22 protein-coding genes are annotated in these 26333 nt (G+C 61.3%); 20 read left to right on the top strand and 2 right to left on the bottom strand.

The genetic code is table 11. From position 1 onward, the window contains the following. Window positions 1-177: 177 nt before the first annotated feature. From ACZCWR_RS21785 to ACZCWR_RS21740, 10 genes are all read left to right on the top strand, one after another. Window positions 178-1092, top strand: coding sequence for an STAS domain-containing protein (locus tag ACZCWR_RS21785; protein WP_487303697.1), 915 nt, complete (start codon window positions 178-180; stop codon window positions 1090-1092). Between the two features lie 39 nt (window positions 1093-1131). Further along, a complete protein-coding gene (locus ACZCWR_RS21780; RefSeq protein WP_487303696.1) occupies window positions 1132-1491 on the top strand; it encodes an STAS domain-containing protein in 360 nt (119 codons plus the stop codon). A 21-nt stretch (window positions 1492-1512) separates the two neighbouring features. Continuing rightward, entirely contained in the window at window positions 1513-1962 is a 450-nt protein-coding gene (locus tag ACZCWR_RS21775) for an anti-sigma regulatory factor (RefSeq protein WP_487303695.1), read from the top strand. Beyond that, window positions 1947-3011 (top strand): ATP-binding SpoIIE family protein phosphatase, encoded by a 1065-nt coding sequence (locus tag ACZCWR_RS21770; RefSeq protein WP_487303694.1) that lies wholly within the window; start codon window positions 1947-1949, stop codon window positions 3009-3011. The genes ACZCWR_RS21775 and ACZCWR_RS21770 overlap by 16 nt, the downstream gene beginning before the upstream one ends. Further along, on the top strand, window positions 3008-4771 hold the full coding sequence (locus tag ACZCWR_RS21765) for an ATP-binding protein (RefSeq protein ID WP_487303693.1): 1764 nt from the start codon (window positions 3008-3010) through the stop codon (window positions 4769-4771). Before ACZCWR_RS21770 ends, ACZCWR_RS21765 begins: the two co-directional genes overlap by 4 nt. Then, window positions 4768-6687, top strand: coding sequence for a hybrid sensor histidine kinase/response regulator (locus ACZCWR_RS21760; protein WP_487303692.1), 1920 nt, complete (start codon window positions 4768-4770; stop codon window positions 6685-6687). The genes ACZCWR_RS21765 and ACZCWR_RS21760 overlap by 4 nt, the downstream gene beginning before the upstream one ends. Window positions 6688-7692: 1005 nt before the next feature. Further along, window positions 7693-8397: a GntR family transcriptional regulator gene (locus ACZCWR_RS21755; RefSeq protein WP_487303691.1), complete on the top strand. Its 705-nt coding sequence runs from the start codon at window positions 7693-7695 to the stop codon at window positions 8395-8397. Beyond that, window positions 8394-9200: an SDR family oxidoreductase gene (locus ACZCWR_RS21750; protein WP_487303690.1), complete on the top strand. Its 807-nt coding sequence runs from the start codon at window positions 8394-8396 to the stop codon at window positions 9198-9200. Before ACZCWR_RS21755 ends, ACZCWR_RS21750 begins: the two co-directional genes overlap by 4 nt. Before the next feature lie 30 nt (window positions 9201-9230). Beyond that, entirely contained in the window at window positions 9231-10163 is a 933-nt protein-coding gene (kce, locus tag ACZCWR_RS21745) for a 3,5-dioxohexanoate:acetyl-CoA acetone transferase (protein WP_487303689.1), read from the top strand. A 16-nt stretch (window positions 10164-10179) separates the two neighbouring features. After that, window positions 10180-11121 (top strand): 3-hydroxyacyl-CoA dehydrogenase, encoded by a 942-nt coding sequence (locus ACZCWR_RS21740; RefSeq protein WP_487303688.1) that lies wholly within the window; start codon window positions 10180-10182, stop codon window positions 11119-11121. A 14-nt stretch (window positions 11122-11135) separates the two neighbouring features. Here the strand turns inward: ACZCWR_RS21740 and ACZCWR_RS21735 are convergent, their stop codons facing one another. Next, a complete protein-coding gene (locus ACZCWR_RS21735) occupies window positions 11136-11885 on the bottom strand; it encodes a DUF3658 domain-containing protein (protein WP_487303687.1) in 750 nt (249 codons plus the stop codon). 228 nt (window positions 11886-12113) lie between these two features. Here ACZCWR_RS21735 and ACZCWR_RS21730 point away from each other — a divergent pair, with 228 nt between their 5' ends. The 8 genes from ACZCWR_RS21730 to ACZCWR_RS21695 all read left to right on the top strand — a co-directional run bounded on the left by ACZCWR_RS21730 (window position 12114) and on the right by ACZCWR_RS21695 (window position 22520). Continuing rightward, window positions 12114-12488, top strand: coding sequence for a response regulator transcription factor (locus ACZCWR_RS21730; RefSeq protein ID WP_487303686.1), 375 nt, complete (start codon window positions 12114-12116; stop codon window positions 12486-12488). A 50-nt stretch (window positions 12489-12538) separates the two neighbouring features. Further along, window positions 12539-13024: a YMGG-like glycine zipper-containing protein gene (locus tag ACZCWR_RS21725; RefSeq protein ID WP_487303685.1), complete on the top strand. Its 486-nt coding sequence runs from the start codon at window positions 12539-12541 to the stop codon at window positions 13022-13024. Between the two features lie 82 nt (window positions 13025-13106). Next, complete coding sequence (locus tag ACZCWR_RS21720; RefSeq protein WP_487303684.1) at window positions 13107-14366, top strand: efflux RND transporter periplasmic adaptor subunit; 1260 nt, start codon at window positions 13107-13109, stop codon at window positions 14364-14366. A gap of 24 nt (window positions 14367-14390) precedes the next feature. Next, complete coding sequence (locus ACZCWR_RS21715) at window positions 14391-17561, top strand: efflux RND transporter permease subunit (RefSeq protein WP_487303683.1); 3171 nt, start codon at window positions 14391-14393, stop codon at window positions 17559-17561. Window position 17562: 1 nt separating this feature from the next. Then, on the top strand, window positions 17563-19044 hold the full coding sequence (locus ACZCWR_RS21710; RefSeq protein WP_487303682.1) for an efflux transporter outer membrane subunit: 1482 nt from the start codon (window positions 17563-17565) through the stop codon (window positions 19042-19044). Then, complete coding sequence (locus ACZCWR_RS21705; protein ID WP_487303681.1) at window positions 19041-20306, top strand: paraquat-inducible protein A; 1266 nt, start codon at window positions 19041-19043, stop codon at window positions 20304-20306. The genes ACZCWR_RS21710 and ACZCWR_RS21705 overlap by 4 nt, the downstream gene beginning before the upstream one ends. Further along, window positions 20299-21939, top strand: a complete 1641-nt coding sequence (locus ACZCWR_RS21700) for a PqiB family protein (RefSeq protein ID WP_487303680.1) — start codon at window positions 20299-20301, stop codon at window positions 21937-21939. Before ACZCWR_RS21705 ends, ACZCWR_RS21700 begins: the two co-directional genes overlap by 8 nt. A 17-nt stretch (window positions 21940-21956) precedes the next feature. Further along, complete coding sequence (locus ACZCWR_RS21695; protein WP_487303679.1) at window positions 21957-22520, top strand: PqiC family protein; 564 nt, start codon at window positions 21957-21959, stop codon at window positions 22518-22520. Here ACZCWR_RS21695 and ACZCWR_RS21690 read toward each other — a convergent pair. After that, a complete protein-coding gene (locus ACZCWR_RS21690; RefSeq protein WP_487303678.1) occupies window positions 22515-22877 on the bottom strand; it encodes a nuclear transport factor 2 family protein in 363 nt (120 codons plus the stop codon). The two genes, ACZCWR_RS21695 and ACZCWR_RS21690, sit on opposite strands and share 6 nt — an antisense overlap. A gap of 166 nt (window positions 22878-23043) precedes the next feature. Here ACZCWR_RS21690 and ACZCWR_RS21685 point away from each other — a divergent pair, with 166 nt between their 5' ends. Both ACZCWR_RS21685 and ACZCWR_RS21680 read left to right on the top strand, forming a co-directional pair. Next, window positions 23044-25446: a penicillin acylase family protein gene (locus ACZCWR_RS21685; RefSeq protein ID WP_487303677.1), complete on the top strand. Its 2403-nt coding sequence runs from the start codon at window positions 23044-23046 to the stop codon at window positions 25444-25446. A 223-nt stretch (window positions 25447-25669) separates the two neighbouring features. Beyond that, window positions 25670-26038 carry a DUF4148 domain-containing protein gene (locus tag ACZCWR_RS21680; RefSeq protein WP_487303676.1) on the top strand — a complete coding sequence of 123 codons (369 nt, stop codon included), beginning with the start codon at window positions 25670-25672 and terminating at the stop codon, window positions 26036-26038. Window positions 26039-26333: the final 295 nt, after the last annotated feature.

Below are 26333 nucleotides of genomic sequence, written 5' to 3'. Positions count from 1 at the left end.
CGAGCCCCGATCCCTTCTGCGACAAGGCCGTCCCGACTGTTGAAATTTGTGACGGCGTGCTAAAGTCCGTTCGCCTTTGCGCAAAGCGCAACCTATGTGGCAATCGTTGCTGCGGCGCGGAATACCGCCATCGCGGGGATGATCCGGACAAACACTATTCGTAGAAGGGATCACGGCATGGAATCGGTCGGCGGAGCGCGGCTCGCACAATTGTTCAACAGCAATCAGGCAGAGTTGCTCGCGGAGTGGATCGTGCAGCAGCACGCCATCGCATCGCGGCGCGGACTGGTGGGCGAAGCCGAGTTGCGCAATCAGTTCGCGCAGTTCGTGTCGTTGCTGGTCGGCGCGCTCGGGGCATCCGAGAAGGTCGATTTCAAGAGCGGCGCGTGGCAGGAAGTGCGCGCGTTTCTCGCGGATGTCTCCTCGCAGCGCGCGCGTCAGGGTTTCTCGCCGGTCGAGACCGCCATGTTCGTGTTCTCGCTCAAGCAGCCGCTGTTCACGCGTCTGCGCGAAAGCCTCAAGAACGATCCGGCCACGCTCGCCGATCTCACCTGGCTCATCAGCACACTGTTCGACGAACTCGGCCTGTACACCACCGAAGTGTTCCAGGCGAGCCGTGAGCAAGTGATCGTGCGTCAGCAACAGGAATTGCTCGAACTGTCCACGCCTGTCGTGCAACTGTGGGACGGCATTCTCGCGCTGCCGCTGATCGGCACGCTGGATTCGGCGCGCACGCAGGTCGTGATGGAAAACCTGCTGCAGAAGATCGTGGAGACGGGCGCGGCCATCGCGATCATCGACATTACGGGCGTGCCGACGGTCGATACGCTCGTGGCGCAACATCTGCTCAAGACGGTCGCGGCGGCGCGGCTGATGGGCGCGGATTGCATCATCAGCGGCATTCGTCCGCAGATCGCGCAGACCATCGTGCATCTGGGCGTGAATCTCTCCAACGTCATCACCAAGGCGACGCTGGCGTCGGCCTTCATCGTCGCGTTGCAGCGCACTGGCAAATCGCTGCTGGGCGCGGGCGGACACGATCCGCGCGGATCGCGGCCGCGCGAGGCGAACGGCTCGCTGCAACCCGAATAAAGCCACCACACGCACAACACGCAAGGGACGGCGAAGGCGATGGAACGCATTCCGATTCTCAGGATGGGCAAGACCTTGCTCGTCACCATTCAGGTGGACATGCACGACCGGCTCGCGATCGCGCTGCAGGACGATCTGACCAGCCGCATCGTGAAGGACGGCGCGCATGGCGTGCTGATCGACATTTCCTCGCTCGACGTGGTGGATTCGTTCATCGGCCGGATGATCGGTAACACGGCGGCGATGGCGCGCGTGCTGGATGCGGAAACGGTCGTGGTCGGCATGCAGCCGTCGGTTGCGATCACGCTGGTCGAACTGGGTCTGACGCTCACGGGCGTGCGCACGGCGCTGGATGTCGAAAAGGGCATGGCCTTGCTCGCGGACGGCGGCCGCGCCTGACGGTCACGCGCGAACGAATCCATGAACACTTTCGATCACGCCGCTTCCTCGAACGCCCCGGCCAGCACGTCCACGCCGGACACGCTGCCGATTCGCTCGGACGAACAGATCGTGCGGCTGCGGCAGTTCGTGCGTGAGAAAGCGGTCGCGCAGGGTCTGTCGCTCATCGATCAGACCAAGTTCGTGACGGCGGCCAGCGAGCTGGCACGGAACACGCTCATCTACGGCGGCGGCGGCGACGTGCATTGCACCTACGTCGAGCGCAACGGACGCCGTGGCCTCAAACTGGAATTCATCGACAACGGGCCGGGGATTGCCGATATCGCTCGCGCGTTGTCGGACGGCTTCACCTCGGGCAACGGTCTGGGCCTGGGTCTGGGTGGCGCGAAACGTCTGTGCGACGAGTTCGAGATACGCTCCGCGCCCGGCGAGGGCACGCACGTTTCGATCACCAAATGGAAACCGTTCTGAAAGAATCGATGGCCGCGCAACAGCGCTTCGAAGTCGTCGAGGCGACCCAGATCGCGTTTGCGCGGCGTGCGGCGGGCGAACTCGCGCGCGGTTTGGGTTTCGATGAAACGGTGGCGGGCAAGCTCGCGATCATCCTGACCGAACTGGGCACCAATCTACTCAAACATGCGCAGCGCGGCGAACTGCTGATCCGGCCGCTCGTCGATGCCACCGCGACCGGCTCGGCGCGTTATGGCATCGAAGTGCTGAGCATCGACAGCGGGCCGGGCATCGACAATCTGCATCGCTGTTTCGAGGATGGCTACACGACCGCGGGCAGTCCCGGTAACGGCATGGGCGCGATCGAGCGTCTCTCCGACGAACTCGATCTCTGGAGCGCGCCGGGCGCGGGCACCGTTCTGCGCGCAGTCTGTTGGAACAAGCCCGCGCCATTCGATAAGCCACCGCGCATCGTTTATGGCGTGGTGAATCTGCCGCTGCAAACCGAAACCGTTTCCGGCGATGCCTGGTCCTGCCACACCGGCGCGGACGATTTCACCGTGCTCGTCGCCGATGGCCTCGGCCACGGTCCGCAAGCCAATGTCGCCGCGATCGAAGCCGCCAGGATTCTGCCGACGAACGGCGATGCGCCGCTCGAACGCATCATGGAACTGGCCAACGAGGCGTTGCGGGCCACGCGCGGCGCGGCGGTCGGCATCGCGCGCATGCCGGTTTCGCCTGCATCTGATGGAAAGGTCACCTTTGCCGGCATCGGCAATATTTCGGCGAGCGTGTGGACGGATGAGTCGCACCGGCATCTGGTGTCGCACAGCGGCATCGTCGGGCAGACGGCGGCGCGCCGCACGCAAATTTTCGATGTGCCGTGTGCGCCGGGCGCGCTCATCGTGCTGCATTCGGACGGGCTCGGCTCGCGCTGGGATCTCGCGCGTTATCCCGGCTTGCCGATGCGTCATCCCGCGTTGATCGCCGCCGTCCTGTACCGCGATTTCACGCGCGGCCGTGACGACGTGACCGTGTTCGTCGCACGCGCGCCGTGGGGCAGCGCATGAAGCGCCTTTACGCGATGCTCGTCGAAGGCGAACACGATGTCGTCGCGGTTTGCGTGAAGGCGCGCGAGGCGAGCGCGGCGCTCGGGTTTTCCGCGCAGGATCAGACGCGCATCGCCACCTGCGTGCTCGAAGCGGCGCGGGCGGTGGTCGCGACCGGGGCGCATGCGCGCGCCGAACTTTATATCGCGGACAGCAATCGCCCGTGGTGCTTCGTGGTGCGCTTTCTCGCCGACAAAGAGGCAGGCGACAAACTCCGCGCTTTGCAAAATGACACCGAACAGGCCACGCTCGGCCTGCTCGCCGCGCAACGATTGATGGACCGCTGCGAGATCGTGGGCGATGCCGGTGGCGAGACCAGCATCGTGCTCGGCAAGACGCTGCCGGACAGCGCGACATTCGACCTCGGCACCGTGACCACCGCACTCGCGCGTTCTGCCGACGAAGGCTCGTTCTCCGAACTAAAGCGCCAGAACCGCGAACTGATCGGCGTGCTCGCCGACTTGCGCGAACGGCAGGAAGAACTCACGCGCCTCACGCGCGAACTCGAAGATACGAATCGCGGCGTGGTCGCGCTGTACGCGGAACTCGACGCGCGCGCCGACCATCTGCGTCGCGCGGACGAATCGAAATCGCGCTTTCTGTCGAACATGAGCCACGAGTTCCGCACGCCGCTTTCGTCCATTCGCGCGTTGTCGAAACTGCTGCTCGAACGGATCGATGGCGAACTGACCGAAGAACAGGAAAAGCAGGTGCGCTTCATCCGCAAGGCGGCGGAAGACCTGTCGGAAACCGTGGACGATCTGCTCGATCTCGCGAAGATCGAAGCGGGCAAGATCGAAGTGCGCGCGGCGGATTTCGAAGTCGGCGTGCTGTTTTCCGCGCTGCGCGGCATGCTGCGGCCGTTGTCGTCGAGCAATGCGGTCGAACTCGTTTTCGATGCCTGCGAGGGCATTCCCGTCATTCGCACCGACGAGGCGAAGGTCGCGCAGATTCTGCGTAATTTCGTCTCGAACGCGCTCAAGTTCACCGAGCGCGGCGAAGTGCGCGTGAGCGCGAGTTTCGACCATGCACGCGGCCTCGTCACGTTCTCGGTGACGGATACGGGTATCGGTATCGCGCCGGAACATCAGCAAGTCGTGTTCGAGGAATTTGGGCAAGTGGAGAACCGCTTGCAGCGCTTCGTGAAGGGCACGGGGCTCGGGCTGCCGCTGTGCCGCAAGCTCTGCAAGTTGCTCGGCGGCGATGTCTCGCTGACAAGCGAAGTCGGGCGCGGTTCGACCTTTAGCGCGACGATTCCCGCGCGTTACGGCGAGGACGCGGGCGCGCATACGCACATCAGCGACGACGCGCGCCCCGCTGTGCTGCTGGTCGCGAGCAGTCCCGTCGAACGGCTCGATTGCGAGGCGGCGTTGCGGCACGGGCCGTATCGCGCGGTGTCGGCGGCGTCGCTGGACGAAGCGGGGCGCGCGCTCAATCACACGTCGCTCGCCGCATTATTGCTGGCCGCGCGGCCCGTGCCTTCCGAGGCGTGGATCTGGCTTGCGGCGCTGCGTGCGCAGGCGGCGGCGCGCAGCATTCCGATCATCGTGATCGGCGAGACGGAAGACCGCGACGAGGCGGCTTCGCTCGGCGCGGCGGCGTTCATCGCGAGACCGGTGACAGGCGGCGAACTGACGAGCGTGCTCAACATGGTGGCGGGCGCGGGTTCTGCTGCATCGTCCGTTTCATCATTGGCTCCGGACGAAGGATATCGACCATGACAAGCGACTGGAGCAGCGTGCTGATCCTCAACGTCGACGACAACGACGGCGCGCGCTACGCGAAGACTCGCATCCTGTCGCGCGCGGGGTTCAATGTGATCGAAGCGGCCACCGGTACCGATGCGCTCGAACGCGTGCGCGCCGAAGCGCCCGATCTCGTGCTGCTGGATGTGAAGCTGCCGGACATCAACGGACTCGAAGTGTGCCGGCAGATCAAGGCATCGGCGCAGACGTCGGGCACATTGGTGTTGCAGACATCGGCGGCGGCGGTGCATAGCCTCGATCGCATTCGCGGGCTGGAAGGCGGCGCGGACAGCTATCTGACCGAGCCAGTCGAGCCTGCCGAACTCATCGCGCATGTGCGGGCATTGTTGCGCGTGCGGCTGGCCGAAAGCGCGCTGCGCGACAGCGAGGAGCGCTTCCGGCAACTCGCCGACAATATCGACGATGTGTTCTGGATGCTCGATCCCGCGTCTGGCCAGACGCCTTACGTCAGCCCCGCCTACGCGCGTCTTTGGGATGCGAGCGGCCGAGCGCCCGAGTCGAATGCCGATCACTGGTCAGGCGGCGGCGAGATTCATCCGCTCGACCGCGAATCGGTTGCGGATGCTTATCGAAAGCTCGTGAGCGAAGGCGTGGCGTACAGCATCGAATTCCGTTTGATGCGCGCGCATGGCGGGCCGCGCTGGATGGTGGAGCGTGCCTTTCCCGTGCGCGATGTCGCGGGACGGCCTGATCGCATCGCGGGCATCGTCAACGATATTTCCGAGCGCAAGGCCGCCGAAATGCTGCTGCGCGAAGCCGATCGCCGCAAGGACGAATTCCTCGCGATGCTCGCGCACGAGTTGCGCAATCCGCTCGCGCCGATTCGCAATGCGGTGGAATTGCTCGACCCGCATCGCGCATCGTCGGGCGAACACTTTTCGACCGTGCGCGCGATCATCGACCGGCAAGTGCGGCATCTGAGCCGCCTGGTGGACGATCTGCTCGATGTCGCGCGCATCACGCAGGGCAAGATCACGCTGCGGCAGGAGACAGTGAATCTGGCCGTGGCGATCGAGGCGGCGATAGAGACGACGCAACCGCTGATCGACCGTCGCCGTCATACGCTGGTGACGAAGCTGGACGATCAGCCTTTGCATATCGTCGGCGACAGCATTCGCATTGCGCAGGTGTTTGGGAATCTGCTCTCCAATGCCGCGAAATACAGCGCGGACGAAGGGTTGATCGAGATCGAGACTTCGCAACTCGGCGATGAAGTGCGCATTGTCGTGCGGGATCGCGGCATGGGCATCGCGCCGGAAATACTGCCGCATATCTTCGATTTGTTCGTGCAGTCGGAGACGTCGCTGGAGCGTTCGGAGGGCGGATTGGGGATTGGCTTGCCGCTGGCGCGCACGTTGGTTGAGTTGCAGGGCGGGCGTATCGAGGCGTATTCCGAAGGGGCGCACACGGGGAGTGAGTTCGTCGTGTGGCTGCCGCTTGCGCAGACACCGCCCGCTGTGGCGCAACCTGTTTCGGACGTCGCATCTGTGTCGGAGACGGGCGGCAAACGCGTCTTGCTCGTCGATGACAGCGTGGATGCCGCCACCGCCATGTCGATGCTGCTCGAAGCCGATGGTTTCGAAGTGCGCACCGCGCATGATGGCGTGGAAGCGCTTGCCTTGTCGGATGCCTTTGCGCCGGAAATCGTGCTGCTCGATATTGGTTTGCCGGGGATGGATGGGTATCGTCTGGCGCATGAGTTGCGCTTGCGTCCTGCGACGGCGAATGCGTTGCTGATCGCGGTGACGGGGTATGGGCAGGCGCATGATCGACAGCGCTCGAAGGATGCGGGGTTTGATCACCATTTGGTGAAACCGGTGGCGTTCGAGGAGATTCAGAAGGCGGTGAAGGGGAGGTTTGAGGAGATTTAGTTTCGTGATTTGGAGTCGCCGTTGGCGGGTTGGATTTTGTTGCTCTGTCTTGTGTGCAAAAGGCTTCTTCTGTTTGTGTTGTTTATTCAGTAGCCGCCTCCCCGGCGGGGGGTAACTTTCTTTGCTGCTGCAAAGAAAGTCACCAAAGAAAGCAGCTTTTTACCCCATGCACGATGGCTGGAGAGGGTTGGTCTGGATTAACCGATACAGTGGCCGCAATAGGCCTTGCCACGCATAACGAGTCGCTTAGGCAACCTCGCGATTTCGCGCTCGCATAATCAACGCCTAGTGGACCGCATTCATTCAATCGGCCATGCGCTGCGCGCGCCGAGAACGTAAGAACGGAATCCCGCAGCGTATCGGCGCCGAGCCAACTCACGCCACATCGCACCTCTCCCATTAGGCCCTACCTTGGTAAGCGCTTCTGCGCAAAGCACGCACACCAACGCAAGTCACCTTTTAGTCGGAGCACTAACCAAGGTAGGACCGAATAGCAATCTTGCGGGGACGTGTGAGGTGGCTGGGCGCTTATAGGCTGCGGGATTCCGTTCTCAAGCTCTCGGCGCGCGCAGCGCATGGCCGAAAGTATGAATGCGGTCCACTGAGCGTTGATTACTCAAGCGCGCAATCGCGAGGTTGCCTAAGCGGCAGTTATGCGTGGATAGTCCTATTGCGGCCACTGCATCGTTAAACCAGACCAACCCTGTCCAGCCAGCGAGCATGGGAGTAAAAGCTGCTTTCTTTGGTGACTTTCTTTGCAGCAGCAAAGAAAGTTACCCCCCGCCGGGGAGGCGGCTACTGAATAAACAGCACAAACAAGAGCAGCCCCCTTGCATGAAAGAACAACAAAAAACACCCAGCCAAAATCCCCACATCAAAAACCCAACCCGACGGCATTGGCAAAAACTCGCGTTATCCCCTAGCCCTCCCTCATTGACTCCCCACCCCCACTCCCCGAAACTTGACGCTCCAGTGTGATCACACATCACACGCCCGGAGCGCCGAATGCCGTCACATTCATCCGCAGCGTTGGTCACGCTTGAACTCGTCTCGCGCGAAACCATGGCCTCGCGCGTCTACGCGCAATTGCGCGAAGCCATCATGACGGGCCGCTTCGCACCGGGCCAGTTATTGAGTCTGCGCGGTGTAGCAGAAGCAGTTGGTTCTTCCACCATGCCGGTCCGCGCCGCGCTCACGCGTTTGCAGGCCGAAGGCGCATTGATCGACGGGCCGGGACGCGCGCTGATGGTCCCGCCGATGACGCTCGACTTGCTCGACGAACTGCGCGACGTACGCATCGCACTCGAAGGCGCGGTCGCCCGACGCGCCGCATCGCGCATGACACCAATGCATCTCGCCACGCTGCACACGCTCTGCGACACGATGAACAAGCAAGCCGAAGCGGGTGACGTCGCCAACTTCCTGCAAAGCAATTTCGATTTCCACATCGCCATCTACGCGCACGGCGCAAGCGAACTCACCCTCGCGACGATTCAAAGCCTGTGGGTGCGCATCGGTCCGTTCTTCAATTTCGTCGCGCCGGATCTCGCGCACATGCGACGTTCGATGACCGCGCATCGTCATATCGTCGAAGCACTGTCGCGCGGCGATGGCGAAGGCGCGCGCGCAGGCATCGCAGAAGATATCGACGATGCCGCGGCGTTTCTGCGCGAACGCCTTCAAACAGAAAAAGATAGGAGACAAGAATGACGGTTCTTCAGATGTTGAAGCCGCACGCCGGTTTGCGCGTGCTCATAACAGGCGGCGCGTCGGGCATCGGGCTGGTGATCGCGCGGGCCTTCATCGATGCGGGCGCGCGCGTGCATGTGTGCGATGCCAGCCCCGAGGCCACCGACGCACTCACGCAATCCGAAGCCAGCGCGGAACTCAATCCCATCACCACGACGCTCGCGGATGTAGCCGACCGTCAGGCCGTCGAACGTGTCTTTGCCGATGCGCAGGACAACCTCGGCGGTCTGGACGTACTCCTGAATAACGCGGGCATCGCAGGACCGACCGGCGGCATCGAGGAACTCGACGAAGACGCGTGGCAGCAAACCGTCGATGTCAATCTCAACGCGCATTTCTACTTCGCGCGGCGCGCGGTGCCGTTGTTGCGCGAGGCGCGCGGCGGTGGCGCGATCATCGCGTTGTCGTCGGTCGCGGGGCGGCTCGGCTATGCGTTTCGAACGCCTTATGCCGCGACGAAATGGGCGGTCATCGGCATGGTGAAAAGTCTTGCAATAGAACTCGGGCCGTCGAATATCCGCGTCAATGCCATTCAACCGGGACTCGTCAAAGGTCCGCGTATCGAGCGCGTGATCGCGGCGCGCGCGCAGCAGTTGAATCTCTCTTACGACGAGATGGAGAAGCAGTATCTCGCGAAGGTCTCGCTGCGACGCATGGTGACGCCCGAGGAAATCGCGGCGACCGCGCTATTTTTATGTTCGCCGGGAGGCAGCGGCATTTCCGGGCAGGCCATTTCCGTGTGCGGCAACGTGGAAACACTTTGAACCCATCGAAAAACAGCGAGGCTTTTTCCTATGGCAACCAAACGCAAGGTCATCATCACGTGTGCGCCGACGGGCGCGATCCACACGCCGTCCATGTCGCCGCATCTGCCGGTCACGCCGCAGCAAATCGGCGATGCCGCGCTCGCTGCCGCCGAAGCCGGCGCGGCCATCATTCACCTTCATGCACGCGATGCGAACGACGGTCATCCCACGCAAGACCCCGCCGTGTTTCAGGCGTTTCTACCGCGTATCAAAGCCAATACCGATGCCGTGATTAATCTCACGACCGGCGGCAGTCCGCACATGACAGTGGCCGAACGGCTGAAGCCCGCGCTGCATTTCAAGCCGGAAGTGGCATCCCTCAACATGGGTTCGATGAATTTCGGCTTGTATCCCATGCTCGAACGCTTCAAGGACCTGAAGCACGACTGGGAACGAAAGCATCTGGAAAATAGCCGCGATCTCGTGTTCAAGAACACGTTCGCGGATATCGAATACATCCTGACGTCATGCGGCGCAAACGGCACGCGTTTCGAATTCGAATGCTACGACATCTCGCATCTCTACAATCTCGCGCATTTCGTGGATCGTGGACTGGCGAAGCCGCCGTTCTTCGTGCAGAGCGTGTTCGGATTGCTTGGCGGTATCGGCGCGCATCCCGAAGATCTTGCGCATATGCGGCGCACGGCGGACCGGCTGTTTGGCAAGGATTACGTATGGTCCATTCTCGGTGCGGGACGCAACCAGATTCCGCTCGCATCGATCGGCGCGGCGCAAGGCTCGAACGTGCGCGTGGGGCTGGAAGATTCGCTATGGATCGAGCCCGGCAAGCTCGCGGAATCGAGCGCGGATCAGGTGCGGAAAATTCGTCAGGTCATCGAAGGATTGTCGCTCGATATCGCCACGCCCGCCGAAGCGCGCGACATGCTCAAGCTGAAAGGCGCGAGCGACACCCACTTCTAAGCCCAAGGATCGTTCGATGCAAACAAACGCTGTCGCCGTGATCGGCTCGGGGCGCATTGGCCGCGCGTGGTCGATCGTTTTCGCCCGCCGTGGCTTTACCGTGAATCTGCACGATGCCGCGCCCGCCATGTTGGAAGGCGCGCTGCCGGAAATACGCGAGAGCCTGCGCGATCTCGAATCGTTCGGTCTGCTGGATGAATCGATCGATGCCATCGTGGCACGCATCAGGACGCATGCCACGCTGGAACACACCGTCGCGGATGTCTCGCTCGTGCAGGAAAACGTCGCGGAAGTGGTGGATGTGAAGCGCGCGCTGTTCGCGGAACTGGACCGGCTGACGGACCCGGACGCGTTGCTCGCGAGTTCGACCTCGGGTCTGCCGGCATCGACGTTCACGGACGGCTTGAAGGGGCGCGCGCGATGTCTGGTCGCGCATCCGGTGAATCCGCCTTCGCTCGTGCCGCTCGTGGAATTGTGCGGCGCGCCGTGGACCGCACCCGAGACGCTCGAACGCGCACGCGCCATTTACGAAGCAGCGGCGATGAAACCGGTCACGGTGAACCGCGAAATTTCAGGCTTCCTGCTCAACCGCCTGCAAGGCGCGGTGCTCGACGAAGCGTTGAGTCTCTACGAGCAAGGCTACGCGAGCGCCGCCGATCTCGATACCGTGATGCGCGACGGGCTTGGCCTGCGTTGGTCCTTCATGGGTCCGTTCGAAACCATCGACCTGAACGCGCCCGGCGGCGTGGCGGATTACGCAGCGCGTTACAGCGGCACGTATCGCACGATCACTGCGGGACGCCAGCCGTTCGACTGGCCGAAGGACACGCTCGACAAGCTCGATGCCGAGCGCCGCGCCGTGCTGCCGCGCGAACAGATCGAAACGCGCAGCCGCTGGCGCGACCGCCGCTTGATGGCGCTGCTCGCGCATCGCCGTGACGATGCGGGCAAGCCTTGAATATAGAAAGCCGCTTACTTCGCCGCCACAAACACCGACGACAAATCACGCGCATCGCCCTGCGCAACGGCGATCTTCCCCTGCTCGATCAGCACCGAAAAGCGCCACTTGCAGAACAGATCGCTGCGGCGCGACTGACTCATCGCGGCGCCCAGCACATCGGCGCTTGCAAGCTGCACCGGTTGAGAAGACACGAGCGCGAGATAAGCGGCATCGTGATGATCGATCGGATAGGACTTGAGCACGCCGTTGTCCCACACGCGCACGGCGTCGCCTTGCTGTGCGAGCGCGGTCCATTCGGCGGCGAGCTGTGCGCGCAAGTCGGTGTTGGCCTGCACGCGCTTCGCGACAACTTCCTGTACCTGCGCTTTCACCAAACCACGCAAGCTCACATCGACTTCACTGACCGGCAACGCAGCATCCCGCAGCCACCAATGCGCGCGACGCCGCAACGCCTGTTCGGTATCCGCCTGCTCGGCCCAGATCACCATTTCCGATGCGTTCTGCGAAAGCGACGCCAGCCGCTGGTTCATGTCGCGCAGTTCGCCGTACCAGTCCATCGCATCGTATTCCTGCGCATCGAAACCGCCGCTTGCGAACAGCGCCTTCATGAAGCGCACGCGTGCATCGGGCTTGCCGGTATCGACATCGGCGAGCGGGCCGATGGCGGCATCGTCGAGGATGTCGATCACGGGCGCGTCCAGCGCCGCACGCAACAGGCTCGCCGCCGTGCCGCCCTGGCAGAGGTGATGGATGGTCTTCATTAACGTTCTCCCTTCATCGACAGTCACAGTCACGAATCGCTTGCTCGCCCCATGGAGAAGCGGACGCAGACTATAGCGGAAATCGCATCTCGAAATTAGAAGGGGCGCCATCCGGACATGGGACCAAAGTCCAATACCGGGCGGCCTCGCGCGCGCCTAGATTCAAGGAGGAAGCATCGGCCGATGCGCACGCCCGCGCGTCGCGACGCTGCCCGGAACCCAAGCGCGATGAGCGAGATGACGCCCCAAGTGGCCGTTGCCGACGACGACGAATCGGTGTGCCGGGCACTGGCGCGGCTGCTGCGTTCGGCGGGCATGGGCGCGCGCACGTTCGGCACGGGCGATGCCCTGCTCGCGGCGCTCGCGGACGCATGGCGGCCCGACTGCATCGTGCTCGACGTGCAGATGCCGGGCATCAACGGGCTCGACGTTCAGAAGCGGCTCGCGGGGACCGGCGTTCCCATCGTATTCGTCACCGCGCACGACGATCCCGGCGTGCGCGAACAAGCGCTCGCCGCGGGCGCGTGCGCCTATCTGCACAAGCCGTTCGACGACGAGGTGTTCATTGGCGCGGTGCGGGCGGCGATCGGCATCGACGGATGAAAGAGCAATGAGAGCACAAACGGGATGGCAAACACGAGGGCATTTCGAAGATGGACTTGCATCGACATGAAGGCCAGTACGCGCGCGCAGTCGTGGCGCTGATGGCGGCGCTGTCGCTCGACGCGGGCGCGCAGCAGATTTTTTATCCGGCGCATGGGCAGAGCCAGACGCAGCAGGGCAACGATATCGCGCAGTGTCAGCAGTGGGCGAAACAGAACACGGGCATCGATCCGATGATGCTCGCGCAGCAGGCCAATCAGCCACCGCCGCAACAGGCGCAGGGCGGACGCGTGCGCGGTGGCGCGGGCGGCGCGGCGGCGGGCGCGGCGATGGGCGCAATTGCAGGCGATGCCGGCAAGGGCGCGGCGATGGGCGCGGTCGGCGGCGCGATGGTCGGCGGGGCGCGGCAGCGTCAGCAGAACCGCGCGAACGCGCAGCAGCAACAGGCCAATCAGCAACAAGGCTCGCAGCAGATGGCGACCTTCAACAAAGCGGTCGGCGCGTGCATGTCGGGACGCGGCTACACGGTGCAGTAGAAGCGAATAAACGACGACGCGCGCGGGCCGGGGAGCAACCGCGCGCTGCAACATTCGTTCAGCTTCCCAGCGGAGAGCACTCATGCCGAACGCATCGTCGCGGATGACACTTGCCTCGCGCCCCGCGCTGTCCTCGCTCATGCGAAGGCGGCGCGTCGGCCTGTCGTGCGCGGCATTCGTGCTGATGCTCGCCGCGTGCAACAAGCCCGCGACACCGCCCGCGCCGCAAGCGCCCGAAGTCACGGTGATGACCGTGCAGGCGACCAGCACGCCCGTCACGTTCGAATATGTCGCGCAGACGCAAAGCTCGCGTGAAGTCGAAATTCGCGCGCGCGTGGAAGGCTTTCTGGACAAGCGCCTTTACACCGAAGGCGAGCCGGTGCGCGAAGGGCAGACCATGTTCCAGATGGATCGCAAGCCTTTCGAGGCATCGTTGCAGACGGCCGAAGGGCAGCTTGCGCAACAGCAAGCACGGCTCACGGTGACGAAGGCAAACCTTGCGCGCGTGCGTCCGCTCGAAGCGGCCAACGCGGTCAGCAAGAAAGATCTCGACGATGCCATCGGCAACGAGAAGCAGGCGGAAGCGGCTGTCATCGCGGCGCAAGGTCAGGTGACGAACGCGAAGCTCAATCTCGGCTATACGACCATCAAAAGCCCGCTCACGGGCTTGTCGAGCTATGCGCGCATGCAGGAAGGCAGCTACCTTTCCGCAGGCAATTCGAGCCTGCTGACGTATGTCTCGCAGCTCGATCCGATCTGGGTCAACTTCAGTCTCTCCGAGAACGAGATGCTGAGCTATCGCGATCAGATCGCCAAGGGTTTATTGCAGTTGCCGCAGGACAAGCGCTATGTGGTGGAAGTGATTCTCGCCGATGGCAGCGTGTTCCCGAATCGCGGCGTCGTGGATTTCATGGACCCGTCGTACAGCAAGGATACGGGCACGTTTCTCGTGCGCTCGGTGATTCCCAACAAGCAAGGCACGCTCAGGCCCGGTCAGTTCGTGCGTGCGCGCGTGCATGGCCTGTCGCGTCCCAATGCGATCTTGGTGCCGCAACGCGCCGTGTTGCAGGGCGCCAAGAGTCATTTCGTATGGCTGATCGATCAGGACGGCAAGACGCCGCATCAGCAAGTAGTGGAAGTGGGCGACTGGCTGGGTGACAACTGGTTCATCTCCGATGGCTTGCGCGCGGGGGATCGCATCATCGTGGATGGCGCGCAACGCGTGGCCGCCGGTGCGCCAGTGAAAGTAACGGGCGATGCGAAAAGCACGGCTCCCGCGAGCGGCACGGAAGTCATCGTCAAACCCGCCGAACAGGCGAAGTCCGCAAGCGAACCGAAGTGAGCCCACGGTGAGGGATCAGCGAACATGAAATTCTCGCACTTCTTCATCGACCGGCCGATCTTCGCGATGGTGGTGTCCATCGTCATCACGCTGGCCGGGTCGCTGGCGATGCTCGCGTTGCCCATCGCGCAGTATCCGGATATCACGCCGCCGCAGATCACGGTGAGCGCGAGCTATCCGGGCGCAAGTGCGGACGTGGTCGCCAACAATGTGTCCGCGCCGATCGAGCAGCAGGTCAACGGTTCGGACAACATGATCTACATGAACTCGTCGAGTTCATCCACCGGGCAGATGACGCTCAATGTGTACTTCAATATCGGCACCAATCCGGCGCTGGCTCAGGTGGATGTGCAGAACCGCGTGAATCTCGCGCTGCCGCAGTTGCCGCAATCGGTGCAGGCGCAAGGCGTGCAGGTGCAGAAGAAATCGTCGTCGTTCATGATGGTCATTGCGATCTATTCGCCGACCAATCGCTACGATCCGACCTATATCGCCAACTACGCCAACGTCTATGTGCTCGATGCATTGAAGCGCATTCCCGGTGCGAATCAGGCGAGCATCTTCGGCTTTCCCGATTACGCCATGCGTATCTGGCTCAAGCCTGAGCGCATGGCGCAACTCGGCGTGACGGCTACTGACGTGCAGAGTGCCGTTGCCAATCAGAATCAGCAGTTCGCGGTGGGGAGTATCGGCACATCGCCTACGGGGTCGCCTGTGCAGCAGTCGTTTGCTGTCACGACTACAGGACGGCTTGCGACGCCTGCGGAATTCGAGAACATCATCATTCGTGCGCAAAGCGGCGCGGCGGCTACCGTGCGCCTCAAGGATGTCGCGCGTGTGGAACTCGGGCAGAAGGATTATTCGATCCGCAGCCGCTTTCAGGGCAAGCCTGCAACCGTGCTCGCGGTTTATCAGCAGCCGGGCGCGAATGCGCTCGACGTGTCGAAGCAAGTGCGCGCGACGCTCGAAGAAATGAAGAAGACGTTTCCCGAAGGTATCGACTATCGTATTTCGATGGATACGACGGAGTTCACACGCGCCTCCATCGCCGATGTGATTCATACGTTCTTCGAAGCACTCGTGCTGGTGGTGATCGTGGTGTATCTGTTCCTGCAAAGCCTGCGCGCGACGTTGATTCCGGTGCTCGCGGTGCCGGTGTCGATCATCGGCACGTTCATCGGCATGCAGTTGCTCGGCTTCTCGATCAACATGCTGACGTTGTTCGGCATGGTGCTCGCGATCGGTATCGTGGTGGACGATGCGATTGTCGTGATCGAGAACGTCGAGCGCAATATGAGCGAATTCAAGCTGCCGCCGAAAGAGGCCGCCAAGCGCGCGATGGATGAAGTGTCGGGGCCGGTCGTGGCTATCGTGCTGGTGTTGTGCGCGGTGTTCGTGCCGGTGGCGTTTCTGTCGGGCATCACGGGCGAGTTGTACAAGCAGTTTGCCATCACGATTGCGATATCCGTGGTGTTCTCGGGCATCGTCGCGCTGACGCTATCGCCTGCGCTCGCCGCGCTATTGCTCAAGGATGAGCACGACAAAAAGAAGCCGCGCTTCTTCGCGTGGTTCGACCGAAAATTCGCGCAGATGACAGACGGGTACACGCGCGCGGTGCAGGTCGTCATCAAGCGATCGCTGATCGCGGCGCTGTTGTTCGTCGGCATGATCGCGGTGTCGGCGTGGATGGTCAAATCCATTCCGACGAGCTTTCTTCCACCGGAAGATCAGGGCTATTTGCTGGGCGCGGTCATCATGCCGGATGCGGCGAGCCTCGACCGCACGGGTCAGGTGTCGGACCGCGTGACCGAATACTTCATGAAGCAGCCTGCGGTGGATAGCATCACCACGGTCGATGGCTTCAGCCTGCTCGACAGTCAGACGAAGAACAACGCGGGTACGTTCTTCGTGGGCTTCAAGAGTTTCGACGAGCGCTATACGTCCGCGAATATTCGCACGCAGAATGCGCGCGCGGTGCTGCTCGGCGCGTATAAAAATCTATCGACGATTCAGGAGGGCATCGTGCTGCCCGTGAATCCGCCATCGATACCGGGCCTCGGCACCACCGGCGGTCTGGAAATGTGGATTCAAAACAAGGGCGATGGCACGAGCCAGCAGCTTGCGGCTATCGTGCAGGACTTCATGAAGAAGGCGAAGGCGCGGCCCGAGCTGTCGAACGTGACGTCAACGTTTAACGCAGCTTCACAGCAGCTTCAGGTCGACGTGGATCGCACGAAAGCGGAAACACTCGGCGTGCCCGTGCAGGACGTTTATAGCGCGATGCAGACCATGTTCGGCTCGCTCTATGTATCGCAATTCAATAAAGACAGCCGCCTGTGGCAAGTCATTTTGCAAGCGGAATCGACTGAACGAAGACGGCCCGACGATCTGAACCGCATCTTCGTGCGCGGCGGCTCCGGGGAGATGATGCCGCTCAATTCCGTGGTGACGTACAAGTACGTGACTGGCCCCGATCTCATCACGCGCTTCAACAACTTTCCTGCGGTCAAGATCACCGCGAACGCCGCGCCCGGGTACAGCACGGGCCAGGCGATGGACACGCTAAAAGAAGTCGGCGCAAGCGTGTTGCCGACCAGTTACGGCATTGCATGGAGCGGTGAAGCATTCGAAGCGCAGAGTTCCGGCAGTTCTTCCGCGATGGTGTTCGCGTTCGGCATCGTCATGGTGTTCCTCATTCTCGCGGCGCAGTACGAGAAGTGGTCGCTGCCTATCGGCGTGTTGCTCGCGGTGCCGTTCGCGTTGTTCGGCGCGCTCGTCGCCATCTGGTTGCGTGGACTTGACAACAACATCTACTTTCAGATCGGCTTGACGATGCTCGTCGCGCTCGCGGCAAAGAACGCCATTCTCATCTTCGAGTTCGCCGTGCTTAATCGTCAATCCGGCGAGAGCGTGTACGACTCCGCGATGACCGCTGCCAAGGAACGTCTGCGTCCTATCGTGATGACCTCGCTTGCGTTCATTCTGGGCTGCGTGCCGCTCGCCATCGCGACGGGCGCATCGGCAAACAGCCGGCATTCGATCGGCACTGGTGTGATCGGCGGGATGCTTGCGGCGACGCTCATCGCCGTGTTCTTTATTCCGATGTTCTTCTATGTGATCGAATCGTTCAGCGAACGCTTTGGTTCGGAGAAGAAAGAGAAGGCGGCCACGCCTGTGCAACAGGGGGAGCATTGATATGCGCGCTCCTTTTCCTTTATGCCTTGTGTCGCTTCTTGCTTTGAGCGGCTGTTTGCTGGGGCCGAACTACGAACGGCCCAAAGTAGACATTCCCACGGACTTTCGCTTTACTCAGCCGCAGGAAGCGAAAGACATTGCCGATACGGCATGGTGGGAGCAATTCAACGACCCCGCGCTCAACACATTGATTGATACGGCGTTGAGCGAGAACAAGGACGTGAAAGTGGCGGCGGCGCGCGTCGATCAATTCCTCGGGCAATTTCAAACCACGCGCTCGCAGTTGTTTCCGCAAATCGGCGCGGGCGCGAATGTCACGCGTCAGCGCGTGCCGACAGGCTCGCTCACCTTGCCGCCGGGTGTCGGGCCCGTCTTCGATCAGTATCAGCTCGCGCTGAATGCATCGTGGGAGATCGATGTGTTCGGACGCTTGCGGCGCGAGACGGAAAGCGCGCGCGCGAACCTGCTTGCAAGCGAAGAAGGACGTCGCGCGACGATATTGGCGCTGGTGTCGTCGGTGGCATCGACATATGTGAGTCTTGTCTCGCTCGACAGGCAGATGGCGATTGCGCGACAAACCGTGAGAAGCCGCGATGAATCGGTGAAGGTCTTCAAACTGCGCTTCACGTATGGCGAAGTTTCGCAGATGGAACTTGCGCAGGCGCAGTCCGAATACGAAGCCGCGCTCGCCACTGTGCCGCAACTCGAACAACAGATTGCGACGCAGGAAAACGCGCTTTCCGTGTTGCTGGGACATAACCCCGAAGCGGTCACACGCGACCGCGAACTCGACGATCTCGCGACGCCGCCGATACCGGCGGGCTTGCCATCGGAACTGCTTGCGCGAAGGCCCGATGTGCGTCAGGCGGAACAGGATTTGATCGCGGCGAATGCGCAGATTGGCGCGGCGCGCGCGTTATATTTTCCGTCGATCTCGCTCACGGGTTTGCTGGGCACGGAAAGCTCGCAGTTCTCCCAACTATTCAAGGGACCGTCGCGTGCGTGGTCGTTCGCAGGTGCCTTGACGCAACCCATCTTCACGGCGGGCGGCATCAGCGGACAGGTGAAGGCGGCGGAAGCGGGGCAACAGCAAGCGCTCTTTACCTACGAGAAGGCGATTCAGTCCGCATTCCAGGACGTGGACGATGCGCTCATCACGCTGCAAAAGACCCGCGAAGCACGCGACGTGCAAGGCCGTCAGGTCGATGCACTCGCCACCTATGCTCACCTCGCACGCTTGCGCTACGAAGGCGGTTATTCCAGCTATCTCGAAGTGCTCGATGCAGAGCGCAGTCTCTTTCAATCGCAATTGAGCTACACGCAGACGCAAGCCGCCGCGCTCACCTCGATCATTTCGCTATACAAAGCGATGGGCGGCGGCTGGGTCAACGAGGCGGAGCATCGCACGGCGGTTACCTATGGCGACAACGGCGCACCGCTCGCTGCCGGTCACGACGAACCCGCGAAGGCCGCTTCACCATGAACGCACAACCGGGCATGCGGTTGATCGCGTGCCATGAATGTGATCTGCTTCAGCGCGAAACCGTGTTGCGACGCGGCGGCACGGCACGTTGCGCTCGCTGTGGCGCGTTGCTCTATCGCGACCGTCCCGATGGCCTGCAACGCGCGTTGGCCTGCACCTTGAGCGCATTGATGATGTTTGGCGTTGCGAATGCGTTTCCCATCGTGGGACTGGATGTGCAGGGCACGCTCGTCGAGACGACCTTGCTCGGTGCGGTGCGCGTGCTCTATGTCGATGGCATGTGGCCGCTTGCAGGTTTGGTGTTCGCGACATCGTTCCTCATGCCGCTCGCCGAGATGTGCGCGATGGCGTATCTGCTGCTTCCTTTGTCGCTGCGCCGCACGCCGCGCGCGGGAACCGCCGCGTTTCGCGCGCTGCATGCAGTGCGGCCCTGGGGCATGACGGAAGTGCTGATACTCGGCTTTCTCGTGGCCTTGGTAAAGCTCGCGGCCATTGCAAGCGTGGTGCCCGGTTTATCGTTGTTTGCGTTCGGCGCGGTGATGCTGTTGATCTCGGGCGCGTCGGCATCGTTCGATCCGCGCGATGTCTGGGCGCGCATGGGCATGCGTGCGGACGCCATCGGCATCGATGTTTCGCCGAACGCGAAAACCGCTGCAAATGCAGGGCTTTTCGTGTGTCACGATTGCGCGCTCGTGTCCCGCGCGGCCTTGCATGCGCATGAAGGAAGATGCCCGCGTTGCGGCGCGATTCTGCATTTTCGCAAGCCCGATTCCATCGCGCGGACATGGGCGCTATTGATATCGGCGATGGTCCTTTATATCCCCGCGAACGTATTGCCGGTGATGAACACCAGTTCCCTGTTCGGAGCCGAGAAGGACACGATCATGAGCGGCGTCGCTTATCTGTGGACGTCTGGTTCGTGGCCGCTCGCGGTGCTTGTGTTTATTGCCAGCATTGCGGTGCCGATGCTCAAGATCATCGCGCTCGTGTTGCTCGTGACGACCACGCAGCGACGTTCGCGCTGGATGCAGGCGCGGCGTGCGCGCATCTATCGCATCGTCGAATTCGTGGGACGCTGGTCGATGCTCGATATCTATGTCATCACCGTGCTCGTCGCGCTCGTGCAGTTCAACGCGCTCGCCACCATTCGCGCAGGCGCGGCGTCCATCGCATTCGGCGCGGTCGTGGTGTTGACGATGCTCGCGGCCATGGCATTCGATCCGCGTCTGATCTGGGACGCCACCGAGAACGATCATGGCTGATCTGCCTCCGCCCGAGCGCGAGTTTCCCGAAGCGTTGCCTGCGCGTCGTTCGCGTGGAGGACTCTCGCTGATCTGGCTCGTTCCGCTCATTGCGGTGCTGATCGGTGGATGGCTCGCGGTGAAGGCGATTCTCGATAAGGGTCCGCAAATCACCATCAGTTTCAAGACAGGCGAAGGACTCGAAGCCGGTAAAACGAAGATCAAGTACAAGGATGTGGAGATCGGCACGGTCAAGCGCGTGGTGTTGTCGCCGGATCACAAACGCGTGATTGCCTCGGCGGAGTTATCGAAGGATGCGAAGGACATGCTGGAGGACGACACGCGTTTCTGGGTCGTGCGGCCGCGTATTTCAGGCGGCACGGTGTCGGGACTCGGCACGCTGATCGCGGGCTCTTATATCGGCATGGACGTGGGCGTGAAGAAGGAAAAGCGGCATGACTTCGTCGGGCTTGAGTCGCCGCCCGTCATCACGGCCGATGTGCCGGGGCGCGAATTCGTGCTCAAGAGCGAGACCATGGGTTCGCTCGATGTCGGCACGCCAATTTACTTTCGCCGTTTGCAGGTGGGGCAGATCACGTCATACGAACTCGATAGCGATGGCATGGGCGTGACGATGCATATCTTCGTCAATGCGCCTTACGATAAGTACGTGCAGAAAGACACACGTTTCTGGCAGGCCAGCGGCGTGAACGTGAAGCTCGATTCGACGGGCGTTACCATGGATACCGAATCGCTCGTGGCGATCATGGTCGGTGGACTTGCGTTCGAGACACCACCGCCGGATTCGAGTGTGCGTAATGCATCGACCGCAGACGATAACGCGGAAGCGCCTGCGCGCGAGACCTTCCAGCTTTTCCAGACCCGTACCGATGCGATGAAACGGCATGACCGTATCGTCGATTCTTATGTATTTAATTTCAAGGAGTCGGTGCGCGGTCTGTCGGTCGGCGCGGAAGTCGATTTTCGCGGCATCGTGTTGGGCGAAGTCACTGCAATCTATACACGCTACGATCCGGCCACGCGTGAGTTCAGCATTCCCGTGCGCGTGAATCTCTATCCCGAACGATTTACCATGCGTGCGCAAAGCAACGACCAACGTGGTCCGCTGGTGACGGACCGCCGCAAGCTGCTCGACTGGATGGTGGCGCATGGGTTCCGTGGTCAATTGCGCACCGGTAGCGTGCTCACCGGGCAGCGTTATCTCGCCGTGGATTTCTTCAAGGATACGCCGAAGGCCACCGTTGATTGGGATGCCGAAATACCGGAGATTCCCACCGCGCCCGGCGGGCTGCAATCGTTGCAGGACTCGATTCAGTCCTTGATCGCTAAGTTGAACAAGATACCGATAGAGGGTATCGGCAAGAATCTGCAGGAGACGCTGAGGCAAGCGAACGCGTTGGTCACGACGCTCGATAAGACCATCGCGCCGCAGGCCGGACAGACGCTCGCTGCCGCACGCGATGCCCTTAACGCCGCTAACAAGATGATGCAGGACGGCTCGCCCTTGCAGGCCAACGCGAATGAAACACTGAAAGAACTGGCGCGCACGGCCGCGGCGTTCCGCAATCTCGCGGACTATCTGGAGCAGCATCCGGAAGCGATCCTGCGTGGCAAGCCGGAGGATAAGCCGTGACGTGTATCCGTTTATTGATGATGGCCGTAATCTTATTCACGCTCGCTGCGTGCGGCGGTTCTCCCCGGCCTTCGTTTTATACGTTGAGCGAAGATGTGTCGCTTGAACGTGCAGCGAATACAGTGCCATTGCGCGTTACGGTCGGACCCGTAACCGTGCCCGAACTCGTCGACAAGCCCCAGATCGTCACACGTCGCTCCGTGAATGAAGTCACGGTGAACGAAGCGGCGCGCTGGGGCGAGCCGCTCAAGGAGAATATCGCGCGCACGCTGGCGGCGGATCTTTCACGCGTGCTGGGCGCGGATAGCGTGTCCGTGTTTCCGCAAGGCGCGGATGCGAAGGCGTATCAGGTTCGCATCGACGTGATGCGTTTCGATTCGACGCTTGGCGATTCGGTCACGCTCGATGCGCAATGGACCGTGCGTGCGCCGGACGATGCATCGCGTTTCGATGGTCACACGATCGCCCATGAAAGCACGCAAGGCGATGGCTTCAAGGAGATTGCCGCCGCGCATAGCCGCGCGCTGGCGCAAATGAGCCGGCAGATTGCGGCAGCGATCCTTGCGATGCGTCGGTCATAAGAAGCCGCCTTCGGGCGCTTCGTGCGGAATCGTCCAGCCGAAAAATACTTGCGCTTCCTTTAGCTTTCCGTCGCGAATGCTAAGGAGTTCGGTATTGCGGAACGAACGGCCGTCGTTCATGCGCAGGTCATAGGTCACGAACACGCGCTCGCCTTCCGCCATCATCGCGACGAACGCAACGCTTTGCATTTCCTGCGATCCGGGCCAGCAGCGTGAGAAATAAGTGGCGCGGTCGAGCGCGTTGTCGCGTGGGCTCGTGAAGCGAAAATCGTCGGCGATCAGCGCTTCTATCGCCGGGCGGTCTTTGCGTACGTAGGCTTCATAGACCTGCTTCGCAATTGATCGTGGGTCGGTCATTTCATTTCTCCCTGTCTCTAGTCCTTTCATTGACGACGTTCGATGCACGCGTCAATCGACATCGTGAACGCCAAGCGAACTATCGTGTTTTGTTTCAGAATGTAAGCCCTGCGTTTGAGCGGCGCGCTTCAATGCGTGCGATTCAATAATAAAAGGAGACGCTTGCATGAAAGGGCTTTACATCATCGGTTGCTTTATCGGGGCTTCGGTCATTGCCAATGTCGCTTGTGCCGAACGCGCACCCGACGAGACCATCGCCGTCGCCGGGCTGTCGCAACCTTCCGATATCCTGATCGACCGCTGGGGCGTGCCGCATATCTTCGCAGCGAACGAAAGCGATGGCTTCTTCGTGCAAGGCTTCAATGCAGCGCGCGACCGCTTGTTCCAGATCGATTTGTGGCGGCGTCGCGGACTGGGGCAACTTGCCGAAGCGTTCGGGCCTGCTTATATCGAACAGGACAAGGCCACGCGTCTCTTTCTTTATCGCGGCGACATGACCAGCGAATGGAAGCGCTACGGACCCGATGCGAAGCCGGCGGCCACGCGTTTTGCGCAAGGCGTGAATGCTTATATCGATTGGCTTGCGGCGCATCCGGAGAGGATGCCTTACGAATTTAGAAAGATCGGTTACTGGCCCGCGAAATGGAATGCGGACGATGTCGTGCGCATTCGCAGTCATGGGCTCACGCGCAATCTCACGAGCGAGGTGGCGCGCGCACGCGTGGCCTGCAAGAGCACGCTCGATGCGGATTCAGTGCGCTTCGGTCTTCAGCCGCCCTGGAAACCGGCCATGCCCGCGGGCCTCGATCCTTGCCTGCCCGATGACGTGCTCAAGGTCTTCACGCTCGCCACGCAATCGGTGCACGTGACCAAGGATTCGCTCGAGAGCGCGGATGCATCGACTACGTTGATCGCGGCTGCGGACAATCCAGAAGAAGTCACCGAAGGCAGCAACAACTGGGTCATCGCGCCGTCGAAATCGGCGACGGGGCGCGCGATCATGGCGAACGATCCGCATCGCGCGTATGCAGCGCCGAGCCTTCGATACATTCAGCAGATCAGTACGCCGACGCTCGATATCATCGGTGGCGGTGAGCCTTCCGCGCCGGGCATTTCCATCGGGCATAACGGATCGATCGCTTATGGACTCACGATCTTTAACATCGATCAGGAAGATCTTTATGTTTATGAATTGAATCCGAAGAATGCGCGGGAATATCGCTATAAGGGCAAGTGGGAACCCATGCGCGTCGTGCGCGAAACCATTAATGTTCGCAATGCGCAACCGGTTACGGCCGACCTGCTTTTTACGCGGCATGGGCCGGTGATCTATAGCGAAGAAGGCAAGCATCGCGCGTTTGCAGTGCGCTCGGCGTGGCTCGCGCCCGGTATGTCGCCTTACTTCGATTCCATGCGTTACATGCACGCGAAAAGCTATTCGCAATTCAAGGCGGCATTGGCGACGTGGGGCGCGCCGACCGTCAATCAAGTCTATGCGGATACCGAAGGAAATATCGGTTGGGTTCCTGCCGGGCTCACTCCCATTCGTCCCAACTGGGATGGCCTCATGCCGGTGCCGGGCGATGGTCGTTATGAATGGGCCGGTTTCTGGCCGCGCGATGCATTGCCTTCCATTCATGATCCGGCGCAGGGCTATATCACGACATCCAATGAGATGAACCTGCCTGCGGACTATCCTTATCGCGCGCGCAAGATTGGTTTCGAATGGACCAATGGCTCGCGGCATCAACGTATCGATGAAGTGTTGAAGTCGCTGCCCAAGGTATCGATCGAAGATTCAGAGCGTTTGCAAAACGACGATGTTTCTATTCCTGCGCGCAGGCTCGTTGCATTGCTCGCGCCTCTATCCAGCGACGATGCCGACACACGCGCGGCGCTTGCGTTACTCAAGGGATGGGACGCGCACACGGGCGCGGATTCGTCGCAAGCCGCTTTGGAGGAAGTATGGCTGTCGCGTCATCTCGGGAAGACTTTCAAGAGCGCGGTGTTGTCCAAGGACGCGGCTGCTGCGTTCGGCGCGCCGGATACAGCGGTGATGCTCGATTCGCTCGAACATCCCGAAACGCGCTTTGGCGCCGATGCTTCAGATAAGCGCGATGCCGTGCTGCTGTCGAGCCTGCATGACGCTTACGAGGAGATGGTGCGCCTTCAAGGCGATGATCCCGCGCAATGGAAATGGGGCAATCTGCAAACCAATCTCAATGCCCATCCTTTAGCCGATGTCGTCGATGCGGACATGCGCGCGAAACTCAATGTCGGTCCGATCGGAAAGGGCGGCAGTGCCTATACGCCGAATCAATCGACCTATCGTGCCAGTGATTTTCGCGAGACCAACGGACCGTCGTTTCGCGTGATCGTCGATGTCGGTAACTGGGACGATTCGCGCGCGGTGAATCTGCCCGGCGAGTCAGGCGACCCTGACAGTCCGCATTACCGCGACCTGACACAAATGTGGCTGAACGGTCGTTACTTTCCGTTGCTCTATACGCGTGCGGCGGTTGAGGATGCCACCGAGAAGCGCGTACGTCTGGTGCCCGCGCCAAGATGAGCGCAAGCGGGAATAGATCGAGAGGCGGCGTGGTTAACCACTCGTAGCCTCAACGCTCGAAAGCCGGTTGAGGACTTGAGCGGATGCTTCGGCATCTGCCGGGTTCTCGTGTACATCGGGCGGGTCGATCGAACGAAACAGGGAGCGCGCCCCGTGTTCGATGAGGTTCGTGGATCGCTTGTGATCCAGGTCAACCAGTCATCTTTCTCGGAGTGTCATCATCATGAAGATCATCGCCAAGGTTCTTGTTTCGCTTGTCGTGGTTAGTGCGCCGGCCTTTGCATTCGCTCAAGCTCAAAGCGCGCCTTTGACGCGTGCTCAGGTCAAGGCAGAACTCTCGCAACTCGAACAAGCGGGTTATTCGGCGGCAGCGGGAGACAACGCTCACTATCCCGACGACATTCAGGCAGCGGAAGCGAAGGTCGCCGCGCAAGCCAGCACCAATGAAACGAACGAAGCTTATGGCGGCACGCACGCGGGCAAGTCGGCTTCGGGTGTCATGCAGCATGCGGCGCCTAAAGACTCGTGGTCGGGTTCGTCGAATGACTGCGTGGGACCTGCGGGCTTTTGCACACCGTTCTTTGGGAGTTGACAAAGCGGCTTGGCTAAGCGCAGTTAAATTCAAAAGACGGGCTTAAAAATAATTTGCGAAAGGGGGTTGACCGGTGGTTCATCGGCCAGTCATAATTCGCCTCCCGTTGAATGACGGTGCGCAAGAAAGCCAAGCGAAACAAGCGGCACGCAAAGCAAATTTTTAGCGCAATGCTCTTTAAAAACTAACAGCCGATAAGTGTGGGCGCTTGATGCGAGTGCGGTTTCAGTCTTTCGAGGCTGGAGCAAAAGCGAAAGTATCAAGAGTCTCACACGAAGTATAGAGGAAGGTTATT

The sequence above is a fragment of the Caballeronia sp. A2-2 genome, from assembly GCF_057612605.2.
This window is presented reverse-complemented; position numbering and strand designations above follow the sequence as displayed.

Excerpts from the sequence above, each read along its gene's own strand:
- ACZCWR_RS21690 (WP_487303678.1), bottom strand. The coding sequence starts at position 22,877 with ATGACCGACCCACGATCAATTGCGAAGCAGGTCTATGAAGCCTACGTA.
- ACZCWR_RS21770 (WP_487303694.1), top strand. The coding sequence starts at position 1,947 with ATGGAAACCGTTCTGAAAGAATCGATGGCCGCGCAACAGCGCTTCGAA.
- ACZCWR_RS21685 (WP_487303677.1), top strand. The coding sequence starts at position 23,044 with ATGAAAGGGCTTTACATCATCGGTTGCTTTATCGGGGCTTCGGTCATT.
- ACZCWR_RS21765 (WP_487303693.1), top strand. The coding sequence starts at position 3,008 with ATGAAGCGCCTTTACGCGATGCTCGTCGAAGGCGAACACGATGTCGTC.
- ACZCWR_RS21750 (WP_487303690.1), top strand. The coding sequence starts at position 8,394 with ATGACGGTTCTTCAGATGTTGAAGCCGCACGCCGGTTTGCGCGTGCTC.
- kce (WP_487303689.1), top strand. The coding sequence starts at position 9,231 with ATGGCAACCAAACGCAAGGTCATCATCACGTGTGCGCCGACGGGCGCG.
- ACZCWR_RS21775 (WP_487303695.1), top strand. The coding sequence starts at position 1,513 with ATGAACACTTTCGATCACGCCGCTTCCTCGAACGCCCCGGCCAGCACG.
- ACZCWR_RS21705 (WP_487303681.1), top strand. The coding sequence starts at position 19,041 with ATGAACGCACAACCGGGCATGCGGTTGATCGCGTGCCATGAATGTGAT.
- ACZCWR_RS21715 (WP_487303683.1), top strand. The coding sequence starts at position 14,391 with ATGAAATTCTCGCACTTCTTCATCGACCGGCCGATCTTCGCGATGGTG.
- ACZCWR_RS21785 (WP_487303697.1), top strand. The coding sequence starts at position 178 with ATGGAATCGGTCGGCGGAGCGCGGCTCGCACAATTGTTCAACAGCAAT.
- ACZCWR_RS21740 (WP_487303688.1), top strand. The coding sequence starts at position 10,180 with ATGCAAACAAACGCTGTCGCCGTGATCGGCTCGGGGCGCATTGGCCGC.
- ACZCWR_RS21755 (WP_487303691.1), top strand. The coding sequence starts at position 7,693 with ATGCCGTCACATTCATCCGCAGCGTTGGTCACGCTTGAACTCGTCTCG.
- ACZCWR_RS21720 (WP_487303684.1), top strand. The coding sequence starts at position 13,107 with ATGCCGAACGCATCGTCGCGGATGACACTTGCCTCGCGCCCCGCGCTG.
- ACZCWR_RS21760 (WP_487303692.1), top strand. The coding sequence starts at position 4,768 with ATGACAAGCGACTGGAGCAGCGTGCTGATCCTCAACGTCGACGACAAC.
- ACZCWR_RS21695 (WP_487303679.1), top strand. The coding sequence starts at position 21,957 with ATGATGGCCGTAATCTTATTCACGCTCGCTGCGTGCGGCGGTTCTCCC.
- ACZCWR_RS21780 (WP_487303696.1), top strand. The coding sequence starts at position 1,132 with ATGGAACGCATTCCGATTCTCAGGATGGGCAAGACCTTGCTCGTCACC.
- ACZCWR_RS21735 (WP_487303687.1), bottom strand. The coding sequence starts at position 11,885 with ATGAAGACCATCCATCACCTCTGCCAGGGCGGCACGGCGGCGAGCCTG.
- ACZCWR_RS21680 (WP_487303676.1), top strand. The coding sequence starts at position 25,670 with ATGAAGATCATCGCCAAGGTTCTTGTTTCGCTTGTCGTGGTTAGTGCG.
- ACZCWR_RS21700 (WP_487303680.1), top strand. The coding sequence starts at position 20,299 with ATGGCTGATCTGCCTCCGCCCGAGCGCGAGTTTCCCGAAGCGTTGCCT.
- ACZCWR_RS21710 (WP_487303682.1), top strand. The coding sequence starts at position 17,563 with ATGCGCGCTCCTTTTCCTTTATGCCTTGTGTCGCTTCTTGCTTTGAGC.
- ACZCWR_RS21730 (WP_487303686.1), top strand. The coding sequence starts at position 12,114 with ATGAGCGAGATGACGCCCCAAGTGGCCGTTGCCGACGACGACGAATCG.
- ACZCWR_RS21725 (WP_487303685.1), top strand. The coding sequence starts at position 12,539 with ATGGACTTGCATCGACATGAAGGCCAGTACGCGCGCGCAGTCGTGGCG.